This window comes from Rhodococcus sp. IEGM 1409, from assembly GCF_030056735.1.
Taxonomy (GTDB): Bacteria; Actinomycetota; Actinomycetes; order Mycobacteriales; family Mycobacteriaceae; genus Rhodococcus_F.
In genome coordinates this window covers 250,718-265,122 of the sequence record NZ_JASHKN010000001.1, presented here as the reverse complement: position 1 = coordinate 265,122, position 14,405 = coordinate 250,718, and the positions used below count along the sequence as shown (strand labels likewise).

Genomic DNA, 14,405 nt, shown 5'->3' with positions numbered 1-14,405 from the left:
ATGAGCGACCTCCCGATTGGCATTGGTTGGAAGCGTGAAGGCGACAAGGTCGTCGCTCACGTCATCGAGGCTCACCCCGGCGGACGACGAAGTGAACTCGTCAAGGTCACCTACACACTCGAACAGGCCGCAGAGAACGCCAAACAGCTCCTCGCGGCGATGGGCGGCAAGTCATGAGAATCGGGTCGCTCTTCAGCGGCTACGGAGGGTTGGATCTCGCTGCACTGCAACTCTTCCCCGGCTCGTCTGTCGCGTGGCATTGCGAATGGGACGACGCGCCCGCCAAGATCCTCGACCACCACTGGCCGACAGTCCCGAACCACCGCGACGTGACAACTCTCGACTGGATCACCGTCGAACCCGTCGACATCCTCACCGGCGGCTATCCCTGCCAGCCATTCTCAGCCGCCGGCCAACGCAAAGGAACAGACGATGAACGACACCTCTGGCCCTACGTCCGGGACGCAATTCGCCTACTACGACCACGATTCACACTCCTGGAAAATGTGGCCGGGCACCGGTCTCTGGGGTTCGATCGAGTTCTCGGAGACCTGGCCGAAGACGGGATGCATGTCCGATGGACGAGCCTACGAGCTTCCGACATCGGTGCCCCCCATCACCGCGAACGACTCTTCATCCTGGTTGCCGACCCCTCGGAGCAGCCGGGGCGGTTCGGCGACGGAGACGATGTACGCCTTGGGCGGAGTAGTGGACTACAGCCGTCGACCGCAGGGCGAGGTGGTTTTGCCGACACCACGCGCAGCCGACCCGAAGGCATCGATGGGTTCACCCGGGGCTGCGCGGCATGTGGCGGCAGGAATGGGCAGTCTCGCGGAAGTGATCGGGGTACACCTTCCAACACCGACAGTCAGCGACACGAAGGGCGCGGCGCAGCGCCCGGGGCGGACACGGGGCGGACGGTTGCGGCCGGACAGCGACGAACGCCTAGCCGGGGCGGTTCAGAGATTCCTGCCGACCCCGAAGGCGAGTGCCCGCGGGGATTGTCCCAGCGAGTCGCAGCGCAGGACACCGGATCTGATCGCAGTGTCGCACTACTTCCCGGAATCAACTGGGGCGATTACGGACCCGCTGTTCGCCGTTGGGAGCGACTAACTCGGCCGGCGCCCGCGCCAACCGAGTTGAACAGCAACAACAAACCTCGCCTGAGCGCAGCATTCGCCGAATGGATGATGGGCCTCCCCGCCGGCCATGTCACCGCGGTGCCAGGGATCTCGCGGGCGCATCAACTCAAAGCAATCGGCAACGGCGTGTGCCCACAGCAGGCAGTCGCCGCGTATTCATCGCTACTGGAATTGGGGGTAGCGGCGTGACCGCGGATGAATATCTCACCTACACGGTTACTGACGGTCCGTGGAAGATGCAGCATGAACGCGACGGAACCATCGGCCTGTACCTGATCCGCCTAGACCGACCCCTCGACGAGCAGATAACTCGCATCGCACGATTCGATCGCGTCGAGGACGCCGAGTTCACAGCCAAAGCACGCGAACTGCTCAACGATTTCATCGGCCCGAGAGGGATCCGAGGAGTGCTGAGTCGCATCCGATACGTACTGAAAGGCGACTTCCGATGAGCGCGGATCCGATGCCGGCGCCGGACACTGTGCGCATCTATCAGGACTCGCTGGGGGAGTGGCGGTGGATCCGCCGAACCTCGACCGGCCGCACCGTCAACGAATCAGCAGCAGGGTTCCCCACTCGCGGGGAAGCCAACGCCGACAACAGTTTCTGGAACCAAGACACCCTCAGCTATCTCCTCGAACAGGCACGAACGTGAACCCGTACTTCCTCGCCGCCGTCGCACTCACCGTCATCATCGGCGGATTCACCGTGATCGGCTTCCTCATCTACCGAGACCTGAAGGACACCGAATGACACCCGAACAGATCCGTGACGAAGCAACCCTGCGGACCGCCGAAGCGCTGTGGGTGAAGGACGGATCCCACGGTGGAGTGCCCAACTGGTTTCTCCTCCTGCCCGAAGATCAGGAGCCATACCTCGCGAAGGCTGTAGCCGTAGTCGAAGCTCTCGATGGACTCCTGCCTACCGGTGGAATCCGTTATGCCGTCGCGCATCCCGTGACCGGGACCAGTGACCCACGTTTCGTCGGCTACACCCTCGAAGAATGCAAAGCATTCGCCACCGAATACGACACCCACGTCATCGAACAACACCTCACCGAATGGACCACCCATGAGTGACGTCACCACATTCCTCCGCGCACGACTCAACGACGACGAGAAGATCGCAAACACCGCAATCGGCCGGCAGTCCGAGTATGCGGAGTGGGCGTACGAGGGTGACGAGGTGTTCGCTCCTCGCCTTGGTGAGCGCGGCGACCGCTGGAACGTGACCTGCGACAGCGAAGGACTCCGCCCAGCAGTCGAAGAGAAGGACGGGCCGCACATCGCCCACTACGACCCAGCACGAGCACTCCGCGATGTGGCTGCAAAGCGCGGTGTGGTCCGCGAGATGGAAGCAGCCCGAACCAATCTCGAAGAACGCGGCATCAACGCCCCGTTCTTCATCACCTGGACCTTGTGGCACCTCGCCGCCGTCTACTCCGACCACCCCGACTACCAGAAGGAATGGCAGATATGAGCGACAGCAAGCCGTACCGCGACGGGCCGTCCATCAAGACGGGGGACAGGGTCGTGTTCGTCGACGTCGACGGTGGACGCACGGAGGGGATCGCTCGTGTGGACAGCGCAATCGGCTCGGGGTTCTATCACTCCCCGACCCGCGAAACTCGGATCACCATCATCCCCGACGGCGAACCCATGCAGTTCGGACGCGACTACGCATTCGCCCCAATCCCGTCAGATGAAGCACTCACCCACTCGCAGATCATTCATCGGCGCATCTACGCCCGACTCCACGAGTTGGGTGTGCTGCCCGTCTATCCGTTGCCGGACAGCCCGTTCGACGAGGAGGCGTCGAATGCTGATCGCGGCGGAATCATCCAGGCCGGGAAACTCCCTGCCTGGATGGTCGACGTTGGTCTTGTCGAACCTGAACCCGAGACCCCGCAGCAGCGGGCCCTACCGCGCCCATCCACGACACCGCCCATCTGGGCAGACAACCCGGCCGGCCAGCGCCGCCCCACCAAAACCCGCAACCACCGGAGAGTGAAGTGATTGTCCACAAATCGACGACCGGGCTACATCGACCTATCTGGACTGTCTGGACTCAGTGGCGCGGACCTTGGCGTCGGAGGATGTCGATTTTCGGACCTGAGCGGTTCGTCGCCGAAGGCAAACTTGAAGTCGGCAAATTGCGAGGCGGAGGACGGATCTCATGACCGAAGAGTCGATCGCACATCTCGACTTCGCGCCCACATGCGCGCTGTACGACGTCCGCACCAACACACCTTGCGACCAGCCGGCCACCCACCTCGCCGACGTCCACATGCACGAACACAACACCATGCCCCGCATCGCACTCTGCGACAAACACCTCGCCGGATACAAAGCCATGGAAGCCCAGATCCTTCCTGACCGCGACAACCGATGCGGCACCTGCCACCAACACATGCACGCCGACGACTTCATCCGAAACGAGGAGACACTATGACCGCCATCGCCCACAGCGAACCCAAATTCAAAACCATCGCCGACAACAACACCATCCTCCGTGGCCAAGTCGGATCAGGACTCCACGGCGTCACCACCGGAAACGATGACCGCGACGAAATGGGAGTATGCATCGAGCCACCCGAATTCGTCATCGGCAACAGCACATTCGAGCAATACCAATACCGCACACAACCCGAAGGCGTCCGGTCCGGCGCAGGAGACCTCGACCTCGTCGTCTACTCACTTCGCAAATGGTCCCGACTCGCCGCCGCCGGCAACCCCACCGTGCTACTCCTGATGTTCATCCCACCCCACGAACTCGTCCTCAACTCATCTGTCGGCGAAGACCTCCAAGCCCACCCCGAACGGTTCCTTTCACGCGAAGCAGCCATGCGGTTCGCCGGCTACATGAAATCGCAGCGCGAACAAATGCTCGGACTGCGAGGAAAGCGACACACCAACCGGCCCGAACTGGTCGACGTGTTCGGCTTCGACACCAAGTTCGCCTACCACATGGTTCGCCTCGGAATCCAAGGCGTCGAACTCCTCACCACCGGCCGCATCACGCTTCCAATGCCGCCAACCGAACGTGCCTGGCTCACCGAACTACGCGAAGGCAAGCACACGAAAGAAGAAGCACTACAACGCGCCGCAGACCTCGAACAGCAACTGCTGCACCTCGCTGACCACGCAGACCTGCCGAAGCGAGCGCCGCGGACACAGATCGACCGCTGGCTGGTCGAGACCTACCAGCAGTGGTGGGAGGACCGCGGGTATCTGTAGCTAGTTGACGCAGGTCCTCTGTTTCGGTAGATACACTCAACTCTGTCCACCGGAATAGAGGAGCTGCACACCGTGTCGATCACGATCTTCCTGCTGACGCTCGGTGCCGCCGCGCGGCTAACCCGACTTGTCACTGACGACTACATCACCCGCCACTTTCGGGCGTTCTTCATCCGGCGACTAGGACCGGACAACGACCTCAGTTATCTGGTGACGTGCCCGTGGTGCATGTCGATGTACATCGGCGGTGGGATGTTCACCCTCGCATACTTTTACAGCTGGCATCCCGCCTACCTCGTCGTCACAGCAGCACTGACCGCGTCATACCTAATCGGCACAGCCGCAACCCTCGTCGGATCTGCCGAGGAGGACTGATGCGCACCCGCCGCCCCGACAGCAACGCACACGCCATCGCCGAGAAACTCGCAGGTGGCGCACCGCCACACCCCGGCAGACCCAACCGCGCCGAACGCCGACTCCGCAGAGCCTCAATTCGCCGCGGGCCCGTCGTCGGCAACTACGTCACCCCCTCCACCAACAGCCGCTACGCACCGCAAACCGTCACCGCCGCCGCCGAAGTCGTCTACGGCAAAAGCCTCGCCAGACAAAAGAAACGCCCACCAGTCGCTGGCTGGCAAAACGAAGCGTGGGAACTCCGCGGGCAAGTACCCGAGTTCCGGTTCGCCGGCGACCGCGTCGCGCGCGGCGCATCCCAATACAAACTGTTCGCAGCGAAACGACCCGACGTCAGCAACGACGAACCAGAACGCGTCGACGACGGACTCGCATTCGAACTGTGCTCCGAGATGTTCGGCGACACCGCCCGCACACAACAAGCCCTTCACCGCGGTGGACAGCAACTCGCCTTCAACGGCGACAGCCTCCTCGTCGTCAGCGAAGACGAGAACGGATTGTCCTGGGCGCCGCACTCCGTCAACGAACTCACCGGACAAGGCAAGTCCTGGAAACTCAACGACGGCATCGAAACCCGCAACCTCACCGAAGACGACGTCGTCATCCGCTGCTGGAAGCCCGATCCCCAGTTCCAGGCCCTTGCCGATTGCCCCGCGAAAGCTGTTCTCCCCATCGCCCGCACACTCCGCGCGCTGGGGAAACGAACCGGAGCAGAGATCGACTCACGACTAGCAGGCGCCGGCCTCCTGCTCGTCCCGTCCGAAATCACCCTCGCCGTCCACCGCGAGAGCGACGACCCCAACGAAGACCCGTTCGTCGAAGAGCTGATCGAGAACATGCTCACGCCCATCCAGGATCCAGACTCGGCGGCGGCCGTGGTCCCGATGGTCGCGAAGGGTCCAGGGGAGTTCCTCGACAAGGTGAAGCATCTGAGCTTCGCGACACCCCTCGACGAGAAGCTCCCCGAGATGGAGACGAGCTCCATCCGCCGTATCGCGCTCGGAATGGACTCACCGCCCGAGACGCTCCTCGGCATGGGTTCGGCGAATCACTGGACGGGCTGGCTGATCTCGTCCGAAGAGGTCACCCTCGTCCTCTCGCCGACTGTCGCCACGATCTGCCACGCCCTCACCGTCGGATGGCTGCACCCGATGCTCGAGGCGTCTGGTGTCGAGGACTGGGCGGACTATTTGATCTGGTTTGACGCGTCCGAACTGGAGTTGCGGCCGGACAAGTCATCGGACTCCCGAGAACTGCACGCCAAGGAAGTGCTGTCCGATGCGGCGATGCTGCGGGAGAACGGATTCAGCGAGAAGGACGCACCGACGCCGGAGGAGACCCGTCGTCGCCTGCTGACGAAGCTGGTGCTCTCGGACCCGTCGTTGGCGCCGCAGATCCTCCCAGAGTTGGGTATCGACATCGGCCTCGTAGAACCCGCGAAAGCATCCCCCGAGAATGTCGGCGCGACCGTCCCGGCGCCGCCGCCCGAACCGAAAGCGGAGCAGACCATTCCCGAGAAACCCACCGAACAACCAGACGACAACGTCGAGACAGGACCAGGCGAATGACAGTGACCATCGACGAATCCACTGTCCTCGCCAGCGAAGTCGCAGTCCTGCGGGCATTGGAGATGGCGGGAAAGCGGTGCCGCAACGTGTCCCGCGACCGCCGCAAGGTGCTGATCGCAGAAACCCCAGATCATCTGCTGTACACGCAACTCCCGAACGCATCGCGTCACGAGGATTGCGATCGCTTGTTGGAGGGCGCCTGGGATCACCTCCGGTTGGTCCTACCGGGCCGACCGAAGGTGTACGCGCTGTGCGATTGGTATGTCCGTGAACTGTTGGTGACGCGCCAGCAGCACACGCGCGCGGATCTGGAACGAGTCCTGGCAGTCGCACATGAGTAGCCGCCCGGGGGTGCGCATTCTCATCCAACTGTTCGGCTACTCCCTCGAATTCTCGCGCGACGAACCTGTTGTTCCTCCTGCGCCGTACCAACCGCAGATCACGCATTCCGCGCAAACGGATTTCGGATTCACGAAGCCGTTGAACTACCCCGACGAGAGGTGGACCGACTCGTGAACATCTGGCGGCCATTCAAAGGTGGCGCTGTCCCCCAAGCGATCGCGAAACCGTACACCGGCCCTGTCCCACCCCCACCGAAAGGTGGCAGTGGCCAGAGTCGTGGCGATGAAGAGGGCTGCGCGTGCTGCAGACGGTGCTGCCGATGATCCTCGACCTGATCGAAGCGGCCCTGATTGTGTGGGCACTGCTCAAGTTCTGGGTGTTCTGATGGCCAGGCAGGATCCGTGGTTGTCGGAGCGGATGCGCGCGGACGCACGGATCCGCCGCGGCGAACGCGACATCTACAACGCGGTCATCACCGCGATGACCATCTGGCTCGACACCACCCGACAACTCGTCCTCGGGCAACCCGTACCCGCGCTCACCGCCGCCGCAGACGACCCAATCCCCGACATCGACGCCGCACACGCATCATTCGCAGCCTGGGCACGAGCCCTCGAAAACCATGTCGAACCCGCCATCGCCGAAGCATTCGGCGAAGCATTCGCCGCGCAGTCCCGTGCCGCCGACATCTCACCGGTGCACTTCCAAGAGCACCATATGGCCACCGTCCATGACCGCCTCAAGATCTGGCCCGAAGGAGCATTCGAAGAACTTCGCCCAGAACTGTTGGAGGCGATGCAGCAGAACGAATCCATCGAACAAATCACCGACCGCATCGGACGCATCCTCGACATCGACGCACCATCACGCCGCATCCGCGCCGACATCTCCGCTATCGATGCCGAGATCGCTGATCCCTCAACGGATCGCGACGAACTGCCTTTCCTGCGTGGGAAGCGCCGGCGCCTGTGGAATCAGCATGACGAGTCGCAGCAGCAGTGGAAGTGGTTGGCGCGCCGTATCGCTCGCACCGAGATTCAGGGCGCCGTCGAGGGCGGATCGTTGGCGTCCGCTCAAGCGACCGCCGAAGCCACCGGCGAGGAAATGTACAAGGCGTGGCTGTCCACCTCCGATGAGCGGACGCGGGCATCCCACAACGTCGCTGACGGGCAGATCGTGAAACTGGCCGAACCGTTCCGCGTCGGCGTCGCACTGCTCATGCATCCCGCATTCCCTGGCGGCCCCGCGCATGAAGTCATCAACTGCCGTTGCACCATGCGCATCCTCACCGGCGGTGAGATGCAGGCAGAACTGCAAGGGGTGTGGGGTGGCCGCGGAGTCTCACCAATGGGTGCCCGACTCGGTCCCGACGACGAAGCTGACGCCGCCACCGCGATCGACCGCCTGAATCGCGAACGCCGCGGCGAAGTACTCGACCCCATCGAACGCACAGAACCCGACGTTCAAGACGCCGTGAACGCCGACGACGGCACTCAAGAATCCCCCGAAATTCTCGAACCCGACGACGAACCATTCACCACCCCACACGACGACATCCCCGACCTCGAGGACGACATTCCCGATGATGAACTTCACGTGGCAGACGAAGAACCGGACCTGGACACTGACGACGAAGAGCTACCGGATAACCCTGCAGTCGAAGGAGATCCAACCGACGACAGCGACAACGAAACCGAACCTGACGACGATCAGCCGGACCCTGATCCTGCCGACATCCCTGAGATGGACGAAGAACCCGAACCCGAAATAATCGAACGGCCCACCGGCGGTCCGACTCCCGAGGACGCGGAAGCCCTCGCCGGACAGTTCGACCGAGATTTCGCCGAACCGATCAGCCAACTCAGCGACGAGGAACGCGCGGCAGTCCGCCGCTGGCAAGGAATGGATCGGTTCTATCGTCGAATACAAGACGTTGTGCGCAACGAAGCCGAAGACGAGGAAGCTCAGGACGTCATCGACGCGCTGCTGCCCCTGCTATCCGGCAACGCGGTGCAATCGGACGTCGTCCTCTACCGGGGAATCCGAAACGTCAGCACCCTCATCCGGCGGACCAACTCCGACCTCGAGCGGTACATCGGACAAACTATCCCGACACCAGGATTCCTCGCGGCGTCCACATCGCGCGAGCAAGCGACCAGCGGCTTCACAAGACCCTTCGTCGGCGGCGGACCCGTGCTGTTCGAGCTCACCGTCCGCGCCGGCACACCTGCATTCTGGATCGCGGGCGCAGGAGATCCAGCGATGACAGACCAAAGGGAACTGTTGATGGACGTGACAATGTCGCTGCTAATCGTCGGTGTCAACTACAGTGGAAATGTCCCCACAGTGCAGGCGGAGGTGATCTGAGCATGGAAATCAACGAACGGTTCTACGACGACAGTGCCTTCCTGCCTATCGGATCGCCGATGCCGCCGCCTTCAACGGCCGGCCTTCTCCTGCACAAGCTCGGTCTCACACTCGCTGATCGTGATGCACAGGTCGCTGGTATTCGCGAGTGGCTCAAGACGAATGAGCCGACTCCCGGGTTGGTGCGTAACCTTAATCGCCGAGGTTTCGGCGACGTCTTGACTGACTGAACCCCCACAGCGCATGTCTGCGGAACTGCCTGATCCAAATAGCGGTAGATACAGTTAGCCGTGTCTACCGTTCAGAGGAGCTCAGGATGACCGCACTTATCACCCCGGCGGGGGACAAGCCGCTGCCCACCGGATGGCGCGGGCCCGTGCTGCCGTTGAACACACCATCAGGTGACATGAGGCAGTTCATGCTCGCCGACGGCACGGAACCTGCGATCCGGCCGCTGCCAGTCGCGCTCTCCGCGCAGGACGAAATGTGGGACAACCACGAGGGTTCCCGCGTCGTCGGTCTCGTCACTCGGGCCTGGGTTCAAGACGGGTATTTGTGGGCTGAAGGGCCGTTGGACCTCGAAGACGAGTTCGGCGCCGCGTACGCCCGCAAGCTGGGCGACGGGTTCGCAGGCTGGGTATCCGCCGACTTGTCCGACATCTTGCTCGAGGAAATCCCGCTGAGGTCCGACAAATCGGAGTGGGCGCCAGACGAACTCGCGGCAGCGTACGCAGCATTCGAAGGTGGGACCGGTGATGAGCCGGATGTCGCCGGCCAACTGCTCCGTGTGCACGAGTGGAAGTTGATGGGCGTCACCGGTGTCTCGTCACCCGCGTTCGAAACATCCCGGATCGAGCCGCTGTACGGCGACGAGTTCACCGGCGTCCGCGCATCAGCCGCGTTGACCGCTGCCGCGCAGCAGCACTCGGGGGCGATGATCGCACTTGTCCCGTCGGCCGAGGACTGCGCGCGGCTCGCGATTGACGGCTACGAGCCGGCCGACGTCCTACACACCACTCTCGTGTTTCTCGGCGACGCCGCGAATTGGTTGCCGGAACAGCGGGACGCGCTCGAGCAAGCAGTGCGAGTCCTCGACTTCACGTGCCCACTGTCCGGTTCGGTGATGGGGCACGCGCAGTTCAACCCTGCAGGGGATGAGCCATGTGCTGTGTACCTCGTCGAAGCGCGTGGGCTCAGCGCAACGCAATCGTGCACGTACGGTGCCGTCGCCGACAATGTAGACCTGCCGCCGATCCCGGAGCCGTACGACACCTTCCTGCCGCACATCACAGCAGGGTATGGGCTCGACGTCAGCAAACTGACCGAAGTCGGGCCAATTCGTTTCGACCGGATCCGCCTGTCGTTCGCCGACACCGACGTCCGCGACATCCCCCTCGAGCCCGTCACCGCGGGGCTCGTCGCAAGCTCCGTCGTCTACGACACCGCCGACTTCACCATGCCCGAACCCGACGAGCTCACCGCGCTCACCGTCACCGACGACGGCCGCGTCTACGGGCACCTCGCACAAGCCGACTCCTGCCACATCGGATTCGCCGACGTCTGCGTCAGCCCACCCACCAGCGCAACCGGATACGCCTACTTCCACCAAGGCGAAATCTCCACCACCGAAGGACCACTTCCCGTCGGAAAGCTCACCCTCGGAACCGGACACGCCGGAATGCGACAAGCAGCCCGCGCCGCGGCTGCACACTACGACAACACCGGTACTGCCGTCGCAGTCGTCCGATGCACCGACGGGCTCTGGGGGCCATGGCTTTCCGGCCGCATCCTCCCCGGCATCGACGACGACCGGGTCGACGAACTCCGCCGATCCGGAGTATCAGGAGACTGGCGCAGCATCCAACGAGGCTCCAACAACCTCGAACTGGTCGCGGTCCTCGCCGTCAACGTCCCCGGATTTCCCGTCCCGCGCACCCGGGCCCTCGCCGCATCCGGCATGCGATCCCTCATCGCCGCCGGCATCCCTCCCACACGAAAGCGTCATGACCCTCCAACAGCATCGAAGAAGACCATCGACATCGCGCAAGTCCATGCGACTGCGCTTCGAAAGAGCCGTAGCCAGACGGCTGCCCAACGTGTTCGGTCGGCGCGCCTGGCAGCGGCTACTCGACGAGTAGAACGTCTAGGGAAAGAACGCCGCGTCCGGACACCGGACGGAGAGAGAAGGTACGGGCAACCCATCGAGTCCGTCATCAGGGGACGAGGCAGGCTGCCCTCCGCCCCAGGCAATGGCGGAAGTTCCGGCGCTGGTGGTGGCGATGCCGAACGAGGACCGGATGTCGCCGAGCGCAGGCGCGTTCTTCCCGAAGGGATCGTGATCGACGACGTCACACCAGGCGGTCGTTCAGAGCGGCCAGCCACGTGGACAACAGCCGAGGAACTCCGCAACGACGAAGAAGACATCGTGGCCCCCGTCGACGACCCAGACAGGTATTTCAGTGCGTCCGAGGCGCGAACTGCCGAGTTCCTACGTGAGAGCGGAGTTGAGGTGGTGTCAGTTCTGGAACGTGATCGTAACGGCGTGAAGACCCCCGACTCGATTGCGCTAGTTGCAGACGTCCCCGTGGAATTCAAAGAGACCGACACCGCAACGAAGAATGCCGTCATCAACCATGTTCGCCGAGGTGCGGAGCAAGCAGGGCACATCATCGTTGATGCGTCCAACTCTGGGATGACTGTTGACACCGCGTCCGAGGCAATCCGGACATCAGTTCGGATGCGCGGCGCCAGGTTGTATGAGATAGCTGTCATCGTGGAGCGCCGTGATCCAAACACTCCAGGGTCGCGCGACGTTGTCGTATCATGGTTCCATGGCTGACACCGGCGTGTACCTCCCTAGCGGTACAGACATGTCTGCAGTCAAGTCGGTAGCGGCGCGCATCGTCAAAGACACCCGCATTCTGTACAGCATTGACGATGAAGCCTACGAGTACCCCGAGTACAACGTCGCGGTCGACTTGCACATCAAGGACTACGCCCCGGCGGATCGTGACCTGCTTATGAATCGCGCTGTGGAACTACGTGACTCGCTCAAGTCAGAGCTTGGCGTACAGGGCAAACTCGAGAACGAGCTGACCGAGCAAGATTTGAAGCTCTGATCATGGGCTGCAATTGTGGTGGGGGAGCGAAGCGAACGGTTCATCAGGTTCGCCGATCGGACGGAACTGTGAAGCGCTACGCGACAGAGGCTGAGGCTAAAGCAGCCGCATCCCAACCTGGCGCGACGTACACCAAGATCGAACGCTGACACCAAGCTTCACAACAGTTGCCCAGCACACGGGATAGAGTGCGCATAGATCGCCGCTGGCCTCGGGCCGGGCACCAAGTGCCCGCACGACCCAGGAGGCCCACGGTGGACCCCATCACTCTCCAGAATCTGATCAACGCAGCGCAGGGCGGTGTGGATGGCGCCGCTCCCGACGAGGCCGCTAAAGCCCCCGCCGACCCGGCGAAGGCAGTAGCCGAGTATCTCGCAGCGCACCCCGAGACCGACGTCGCCGCTTTGCAGGCGGAGGCAGTGCAGTCGTTCACCGAAATCAGCGCTGCCGGTGCCGATTCCGACGACTCCCTCGCCGCTGTCGAAGCTCTCGCCGACGTCATCGACGGCGTCAAGGTCGAGCAAGAACGCATCGACGCGGCAGGTGAGGAGAAGCGCGCGAAGCTCGCTGCTCTGTCTGAGCGTGTCAAGGCCGCAACAGGTTCCGAAGCCGAGGGCGAGGACAACGCGGATGCTGACGCGACTGCCGAAGCCGAAGTTGTCGCCGAAGCTGAGGCTGTTGCAGTGGACGCTGCTGGGGCTGACGCGAATGTGGATGCCGGCGCTGCCGCTGAAACTGCTGCTGCCCCGGAGGCTGTCGCCGCGTCCGCTGCGAAGCCTGTGAAGCGTGTTCGACTTTCCCAGATCCCCCGAAAGACGGTAGTCATGCCCGCCGAGAACACCGTCGACAACACCCCCCGCGCGGCGATCATCGCCTCCGCTGACGTCGCAGGTTTCGCGACCGGACAGAATCTGTCCACCCGCGAACTCGCCGATGCGGCGAACGTCAAGCTGCAGTCCCTCAGCGCATCTGGTGGCAAGGCGTCCGCATCTGTTGCACGCATCCATATTCCGTTCGACGAGGAACTGACGGCGGACGGCCGCAACGATCAGGACGTCATCGACTATGCGGCTGACACGAGCCGTCTGGACGGTGGTTCTCTTGTCGCGGCAGGTGGTTGGTGCGCACCTTCGGAGACGCTCTACGAACTTGGCGGTATTCTCGCCGACGCCAACGCCGGCTTGATCGACCTGCCGGAGGTGAAGGCCGCTCGTGGTGGTCTCCGATTCACGGAGGGGCCGGATTACGCGGCCCTTTACGGTGATCCGAAGATCGGGTTCATTCAGACCGAGGCTCAGGCCGCCGCCGGTTCCGGGTTCACCAGTCCGACTGGTGCAACGATTACCGGGACGGAGAAGCCGTTCTTGCGGGTTCCATGCCCGGACTTCACCGACGTCCGCGCGGAGGCCGCGGGCTTGGGTATCGTCGCGGGCATCCTCGCGAACGACGCCTACCCGGAGATGACTCAAGAGATCGTCGAGCACGCACTTATTGCGCACTCGCACCGCATCAACACCCGCACGCTGAACCGTCAGGTCTCACTGTCGGGGACCGCGATCTCGCTCTCGCTCGGCCCGTCCGCAACCACGTCCGTTCTCAACGCGGTCGGCATCCAGATCGTGGACTACCGCTACGCAAACCGCATGTCCCCCGAAGCGGAACTTGAGATCGTTCTGCCGCTGTGGCTCAAGGAACTCGTCCGCGCCGATCAGTCGGTGCGAAACGGCTCCAACGTCACCGAGGCATTCGAGGTCACCGACCAGAAGATCGACGCCTGGTTCAAGGCCCGCAATGCTGTCCCTCGTTGGGTCTACGACTGGCAGGATGCGTTCTCCGGTGTGGCTGGCGGGTTCGGTGCCGCAACTGCGATCACGGCATGGCCCACCACGGTCGACATCATGATCTACAAGGCAGGCACGTTCGTTCGTGCACGCGGCGAGGTCATTTCGGTCGACGCGATCTACGACCCCACCTCGCTGAAGCAGAACGACTTCCACCGACTCTTCGTCGAGGAGAAGCTGCTCGTCATCAAGCGTCGCTGGAAGTCCCGCCTGGTCCGTGTCCCTCTCGCAGTGAACGGTGCCGTCGGCGCTGCTCGCGAACTGGACGCGCAGGGCAAGATCGTCGTCACCACCCCGTAGTCCATCACCGGGCACACCTGCAGACCTCTTGCGGTGTGCCCGGTGGTGTTCCACTGACCCCACAATCTTCTGGAGG

Annotated in this window: 18 protein-coding genes; all 18 read left to right on the top strand. The window is 63.0% G+C overall.

Annotated elements, in window-relative coordinates; all coding sequences use genetic code 11:
* Entirely contained in the window at positions 1 to 177 is a 177-nt protein-coding gene (locus tag QM716_RS01270) for a hypothetical protein (RefSeq protein ID WP_265154951.1), read from the top strand.
* Entirely contained in the window at positions 174 to 1,331 is a 1,158-nt protein-coding gene (locus QM716_RS01265) for a DNA cytosine methyltransferase (protein WP_283301765.1), read from the top strand. The genes QM716_RS01270 and QM716_RS01265 overlap by 4 nt, the downstream gene beginning before the upstream one ends.
* Positions 1,328 to 1,594, top strand: coding sequence for a hypothetical protein (locus QM716_RS01260; RefSeq protein WP_283301763.1), 267 nt, complete (start codon positions 1,328 to 1,330; stop codon positions 1,592 to 1,594). Before QM716_RS01265 ends, QM716_RS01260 begins: the two co-directional genes overlap by 4 nt.
* The gene (locus QM716_RS01255) at positions 1,591 to 1,797 is read left to right on the top strand and encodes a hypothetical protein (RefSeq protein ID WP_283301762.1); all 207 of its coding nucleotides are present in this window, start codon (positions 1,591 to 1,593) and stop codon (positions 1,795 to 1,797) included. The genes QM716_RS01260 and QM716_RS01255 overlap by 4 nt, the downstream gene beginning before the upstream one ends.
* 94 nt (positions 1,798 to 1,891) lie before the next feature.
* Positions 1,892 to 2,221 (top strand): hypothetical protein, encoded by a 330-nt coding sequence (locus tag QM716_RS01250; RefSeq protein WP_283301760.1) that lies wholly within the window; start codon positions 1,892 to 1,894, stop codon positions 2,219 to 2,221.
* Entirely contained in the window at positions 2,214 to 2,621 is a 408-nt protein-coding gene (locus tag QM716_RS01245; protein WP_283301758.1) for a DUF6221 family protein, read from the top strand. The genes QM716_RS01250 and QM716_RS01245 overlap by 8 nt, the downstream gene beginning before the upstream one ends.
* A complete protein-coding gene (locus QM716_RS01240) occupies positions 2,618 to 3,157 on the top strand; it encodes a hypothetical protein (RefSeq protein WP_283301756.1) in 540 nt (179 codons plus the stop codon). Before QM716_RS01245 ends, QM716_RS01240 begins: the two co-directional genes overlap by 4 nt.
* A 160-nt stretch (positions 3,158 to 3,317) precedes the next feature.
* Positions 3,318 to 3,593, top strand: coding sequence for a hypothetical protein (locus tag QM716_RS01235; protein WP_283301754.1), 276 nt, complete (start codon positions 3,318 to 3,320; stop codon positions 3,591 to 3,593).
* On the top strand, positions 3,590 to 4,378 hold the full coding sequence (locus QM716_RS01230; RefSeq protein WP_283301752.1) for a DNA polymerase beta superfamily protein: 789 nt from the start codon (positions 3,590 to 3,592) through the stop codon (positions 4,376 to 4,378). Before QM716_RS01235 ends, QM716_RS01230 begins: the two co-directional genes overlap by 4 nt.
* A 72-nt stretch (positions 4,379 to 4,450) precedes the next feature.
* Positions 4,451 to 4,753 carry a hypothetical protein gene (locus tag QM716_RS01225; protein WP_283301750.1) on the top strand — a complete coding sequence of 101 codons (303 nt, stop codon included), beginning with the start codon at positions 4,451 to 4,453 and terminating at the stop codon, positions 4,751 to 4,753.
* Entirely contained in the window at positions 4,753 to 6,360 is a 1,608-nt protein-coding gene (locus QM716_RS01220) for a hypothetical protein (protein WP_283301748.1), read from the top strand. Before QM716_RS01225 ends, QM716_RS01220 begins: the two co-directional genes overlap by 1 nt.
* Entirely contained in the window at positions 6,357 to 6,701 is a 345-nt protein-coding gene (locus QM716_RS01215; protein ID WP_158170884.1) for a hypothetical protein, read from the top strand. Before QM716_RS01220 ends, QM716_RS01215 begins: the two co-directional genes overlap by 4 nt.
* Positions 6,694 to 6,876: a hypothetical protein gene (locus QM716_RS01210; RefSeq protein ID WP_283301744.1), complete on the top strand. Its 183-nt coding sequence runs from the start codon at positions 6,694 to 6,696 to the stop codon at positions 6,874 to 6,876. The genes QM716_RS01215 and QM716_RS01210 overlap by 8 nt, the downstream gene beginning before the upstream one ends.
* Before the next feature lie 108 nt (positions 6,877 to 6,984).
* Positions 6,985 to 9,069 (top strand): phage minor head protein, encoded by a 2,085-nt coding sequence (locus QM716_RS01205; protein ID WP_283301742.1) that lies wholly within the window; start codon positions 6,985 to 6,987, stop codon positions 9,067 to 9,069.
* Positions 9,070 to 9,071: 2 nt separating this feature from the next.
* Positions 9,072 to 9,299, top strand: coding sequence for a hypothetical protein (locus QM716_RS01200; RefSeq protein WP_283301740.1), 228 nt, complete (start codon positions 9,072 to 9,074; stop codon positions 9,297 to 9,299).
* 86 nt (positions 9,300 to 9,385) lie between these two features.
* Complete coding sequence (locus tag QM716_RS01195) at positions 9,386 to 11,908, top strand: CdiA C-terminal domain-containing protein (RefSeq protein WP_283301738.1); 2,523 nt, start codon at positions 9,386 to 9,388, stop codon at positions 11,906 to 11,908.
* Positions 11,901 to 12,188 (top strand): hypothetical protein, encoded by a 288-nt coding sequence (locus tag QM716_RS01190; RefSeq protein ID WP_283301737.1) that lies wholly within the window; start codon positions 11,901 to 11,903, stop codon positions 12,186 to 12,188. Before QM716_RS01195 ends, QM716_RS01190 begins: the two co-directional genes overlap by 8 nt.
* Positions 12,189 to 12,442: 254 nt before the next feature.
* On the top strand, positions 12,443 to 14,329 hold the full coding sequence (locus QM716_RS01185) for a major capsid protein (protein WP_283301735.1): 1,887 nt from the start codon (positions 12,443 to 12,445) through the stop codon (positions 14,327 to 14,329).
* The last annotated feature ends 76 nt before the right edge of the window (positions 14,330 to 14,405 follow it).

What these genes read in the sequence shown, in the direction of transcription:
- QM716_RS01270 (WP_265154951.1), top strand. Translation starts at nt 1, where the DNA reads ATGAGCGACCTCCCGATTGGCATTGGTTGGAAGCGTGAAGGCGACAAG.
- QM716_RS01265 (WP_283301765.1), top strand. Translation starts at nt 174, where the DNA reads ATGAGAATCGGGTCGCTCTTCAGCGGCTACGGAGGGTTGGATCTCGCT.
- QM716_RS01255 (WP_283301762.1), top strand. Translation starts at nt 1,591, where the DNA reads ATGAGCGCGGATCCGATGCCGGCGCCGGACACTGTGCGCATCTATCAG.
- QM716_RS01250 (WP_283301760.1), top strand. Translation starts at nt 1,892, where the DNA reads ATGACACCCGAACAGATCCGTGACGAAGCAACCCTGCGGACCGCCGAA.
- QM716_RS01245 (WP_283301758.1), top strand. Translation starts at nt 2,214, where the DNA reads ATGAGTGACGTCACCACATTCCTCCGCGCACGACTCAACGACGACGAG.
- QM716_RS01240 (WP_283301756.1), top strand. Translation starts at nt 2,618, where the DNA reads ATGAGCGACAGCAAGCCGTACCGCGACGGGCCGTCCATCAAGACGGGG.
- QM716_RS01235 (WP_283301754.1), top strand. Translation starts at nt 3,318, where the DNA reads ATGACCGAAGAGTCGATCGCACATCTCGACTTCGCGCCCACATGCGCG.
- QM716_RS01230 (WP_283301752.1), top strand. Translation starts at nt 3,590, where the DNA reads ATGACCGCCATCGCCCACAGCGAACCCAAATTCAAAACCATCGCCGAC.
- QM716_RS01220 (WP_283301748.1), top strand. Translation starts at nt 4,753, where the DNA reads ATGCGCACCCGCCGCCCCGACAGCAACGCACACGCCATCGCCGAGAAA.
- QM716_RS01215 (WP_158170884.1), top strand. Translation starts at nt 6,357, where the DNA reads ATGACAGTGACCATCGACGAATCCACTGTCCTCGCCAGCGAAGTCGCA.
- QM716_RS01210 (WP_283301744.1), top strand. Translation starts at nt 6,694, where the DNA reads ATGAGTAGCCGCCCGGGGGTGCGCATTCTCATCCAACTGTTCGGCTAC.
- QM716_RS01205 (WP_283301742.1), top strand. Translation starts at nt 6,985, where the DNA reads ATGAAGAGGGCTGCGCGTGCTGCAGACGGTGCTGCCGATGATCCTCGA.
- QM716_RS01200 (WP_283301740.1), top strand. Translation starts at nt 9,072, where the DNA reads ATGGAAATCAACGAACGGTTCTACGACGACAGTGCCTTCCTGCCTATC.
- QM716_RS01195 (WP_283301738.1), top strand. Translation starts at nt 9,386, where the DNA reads ATGACCGCACTTATCACCCCGGCGGGGGACAAGCCGCTGCCCACCGGA.
- QM716_RS01190 (WP_283301737.1), top strand. Translation starts at nt 11,901, where the DNA reads ATGGCTGACACCGGCGTGTACCTCCCTAGCGGTACAGACATGTCTGCA.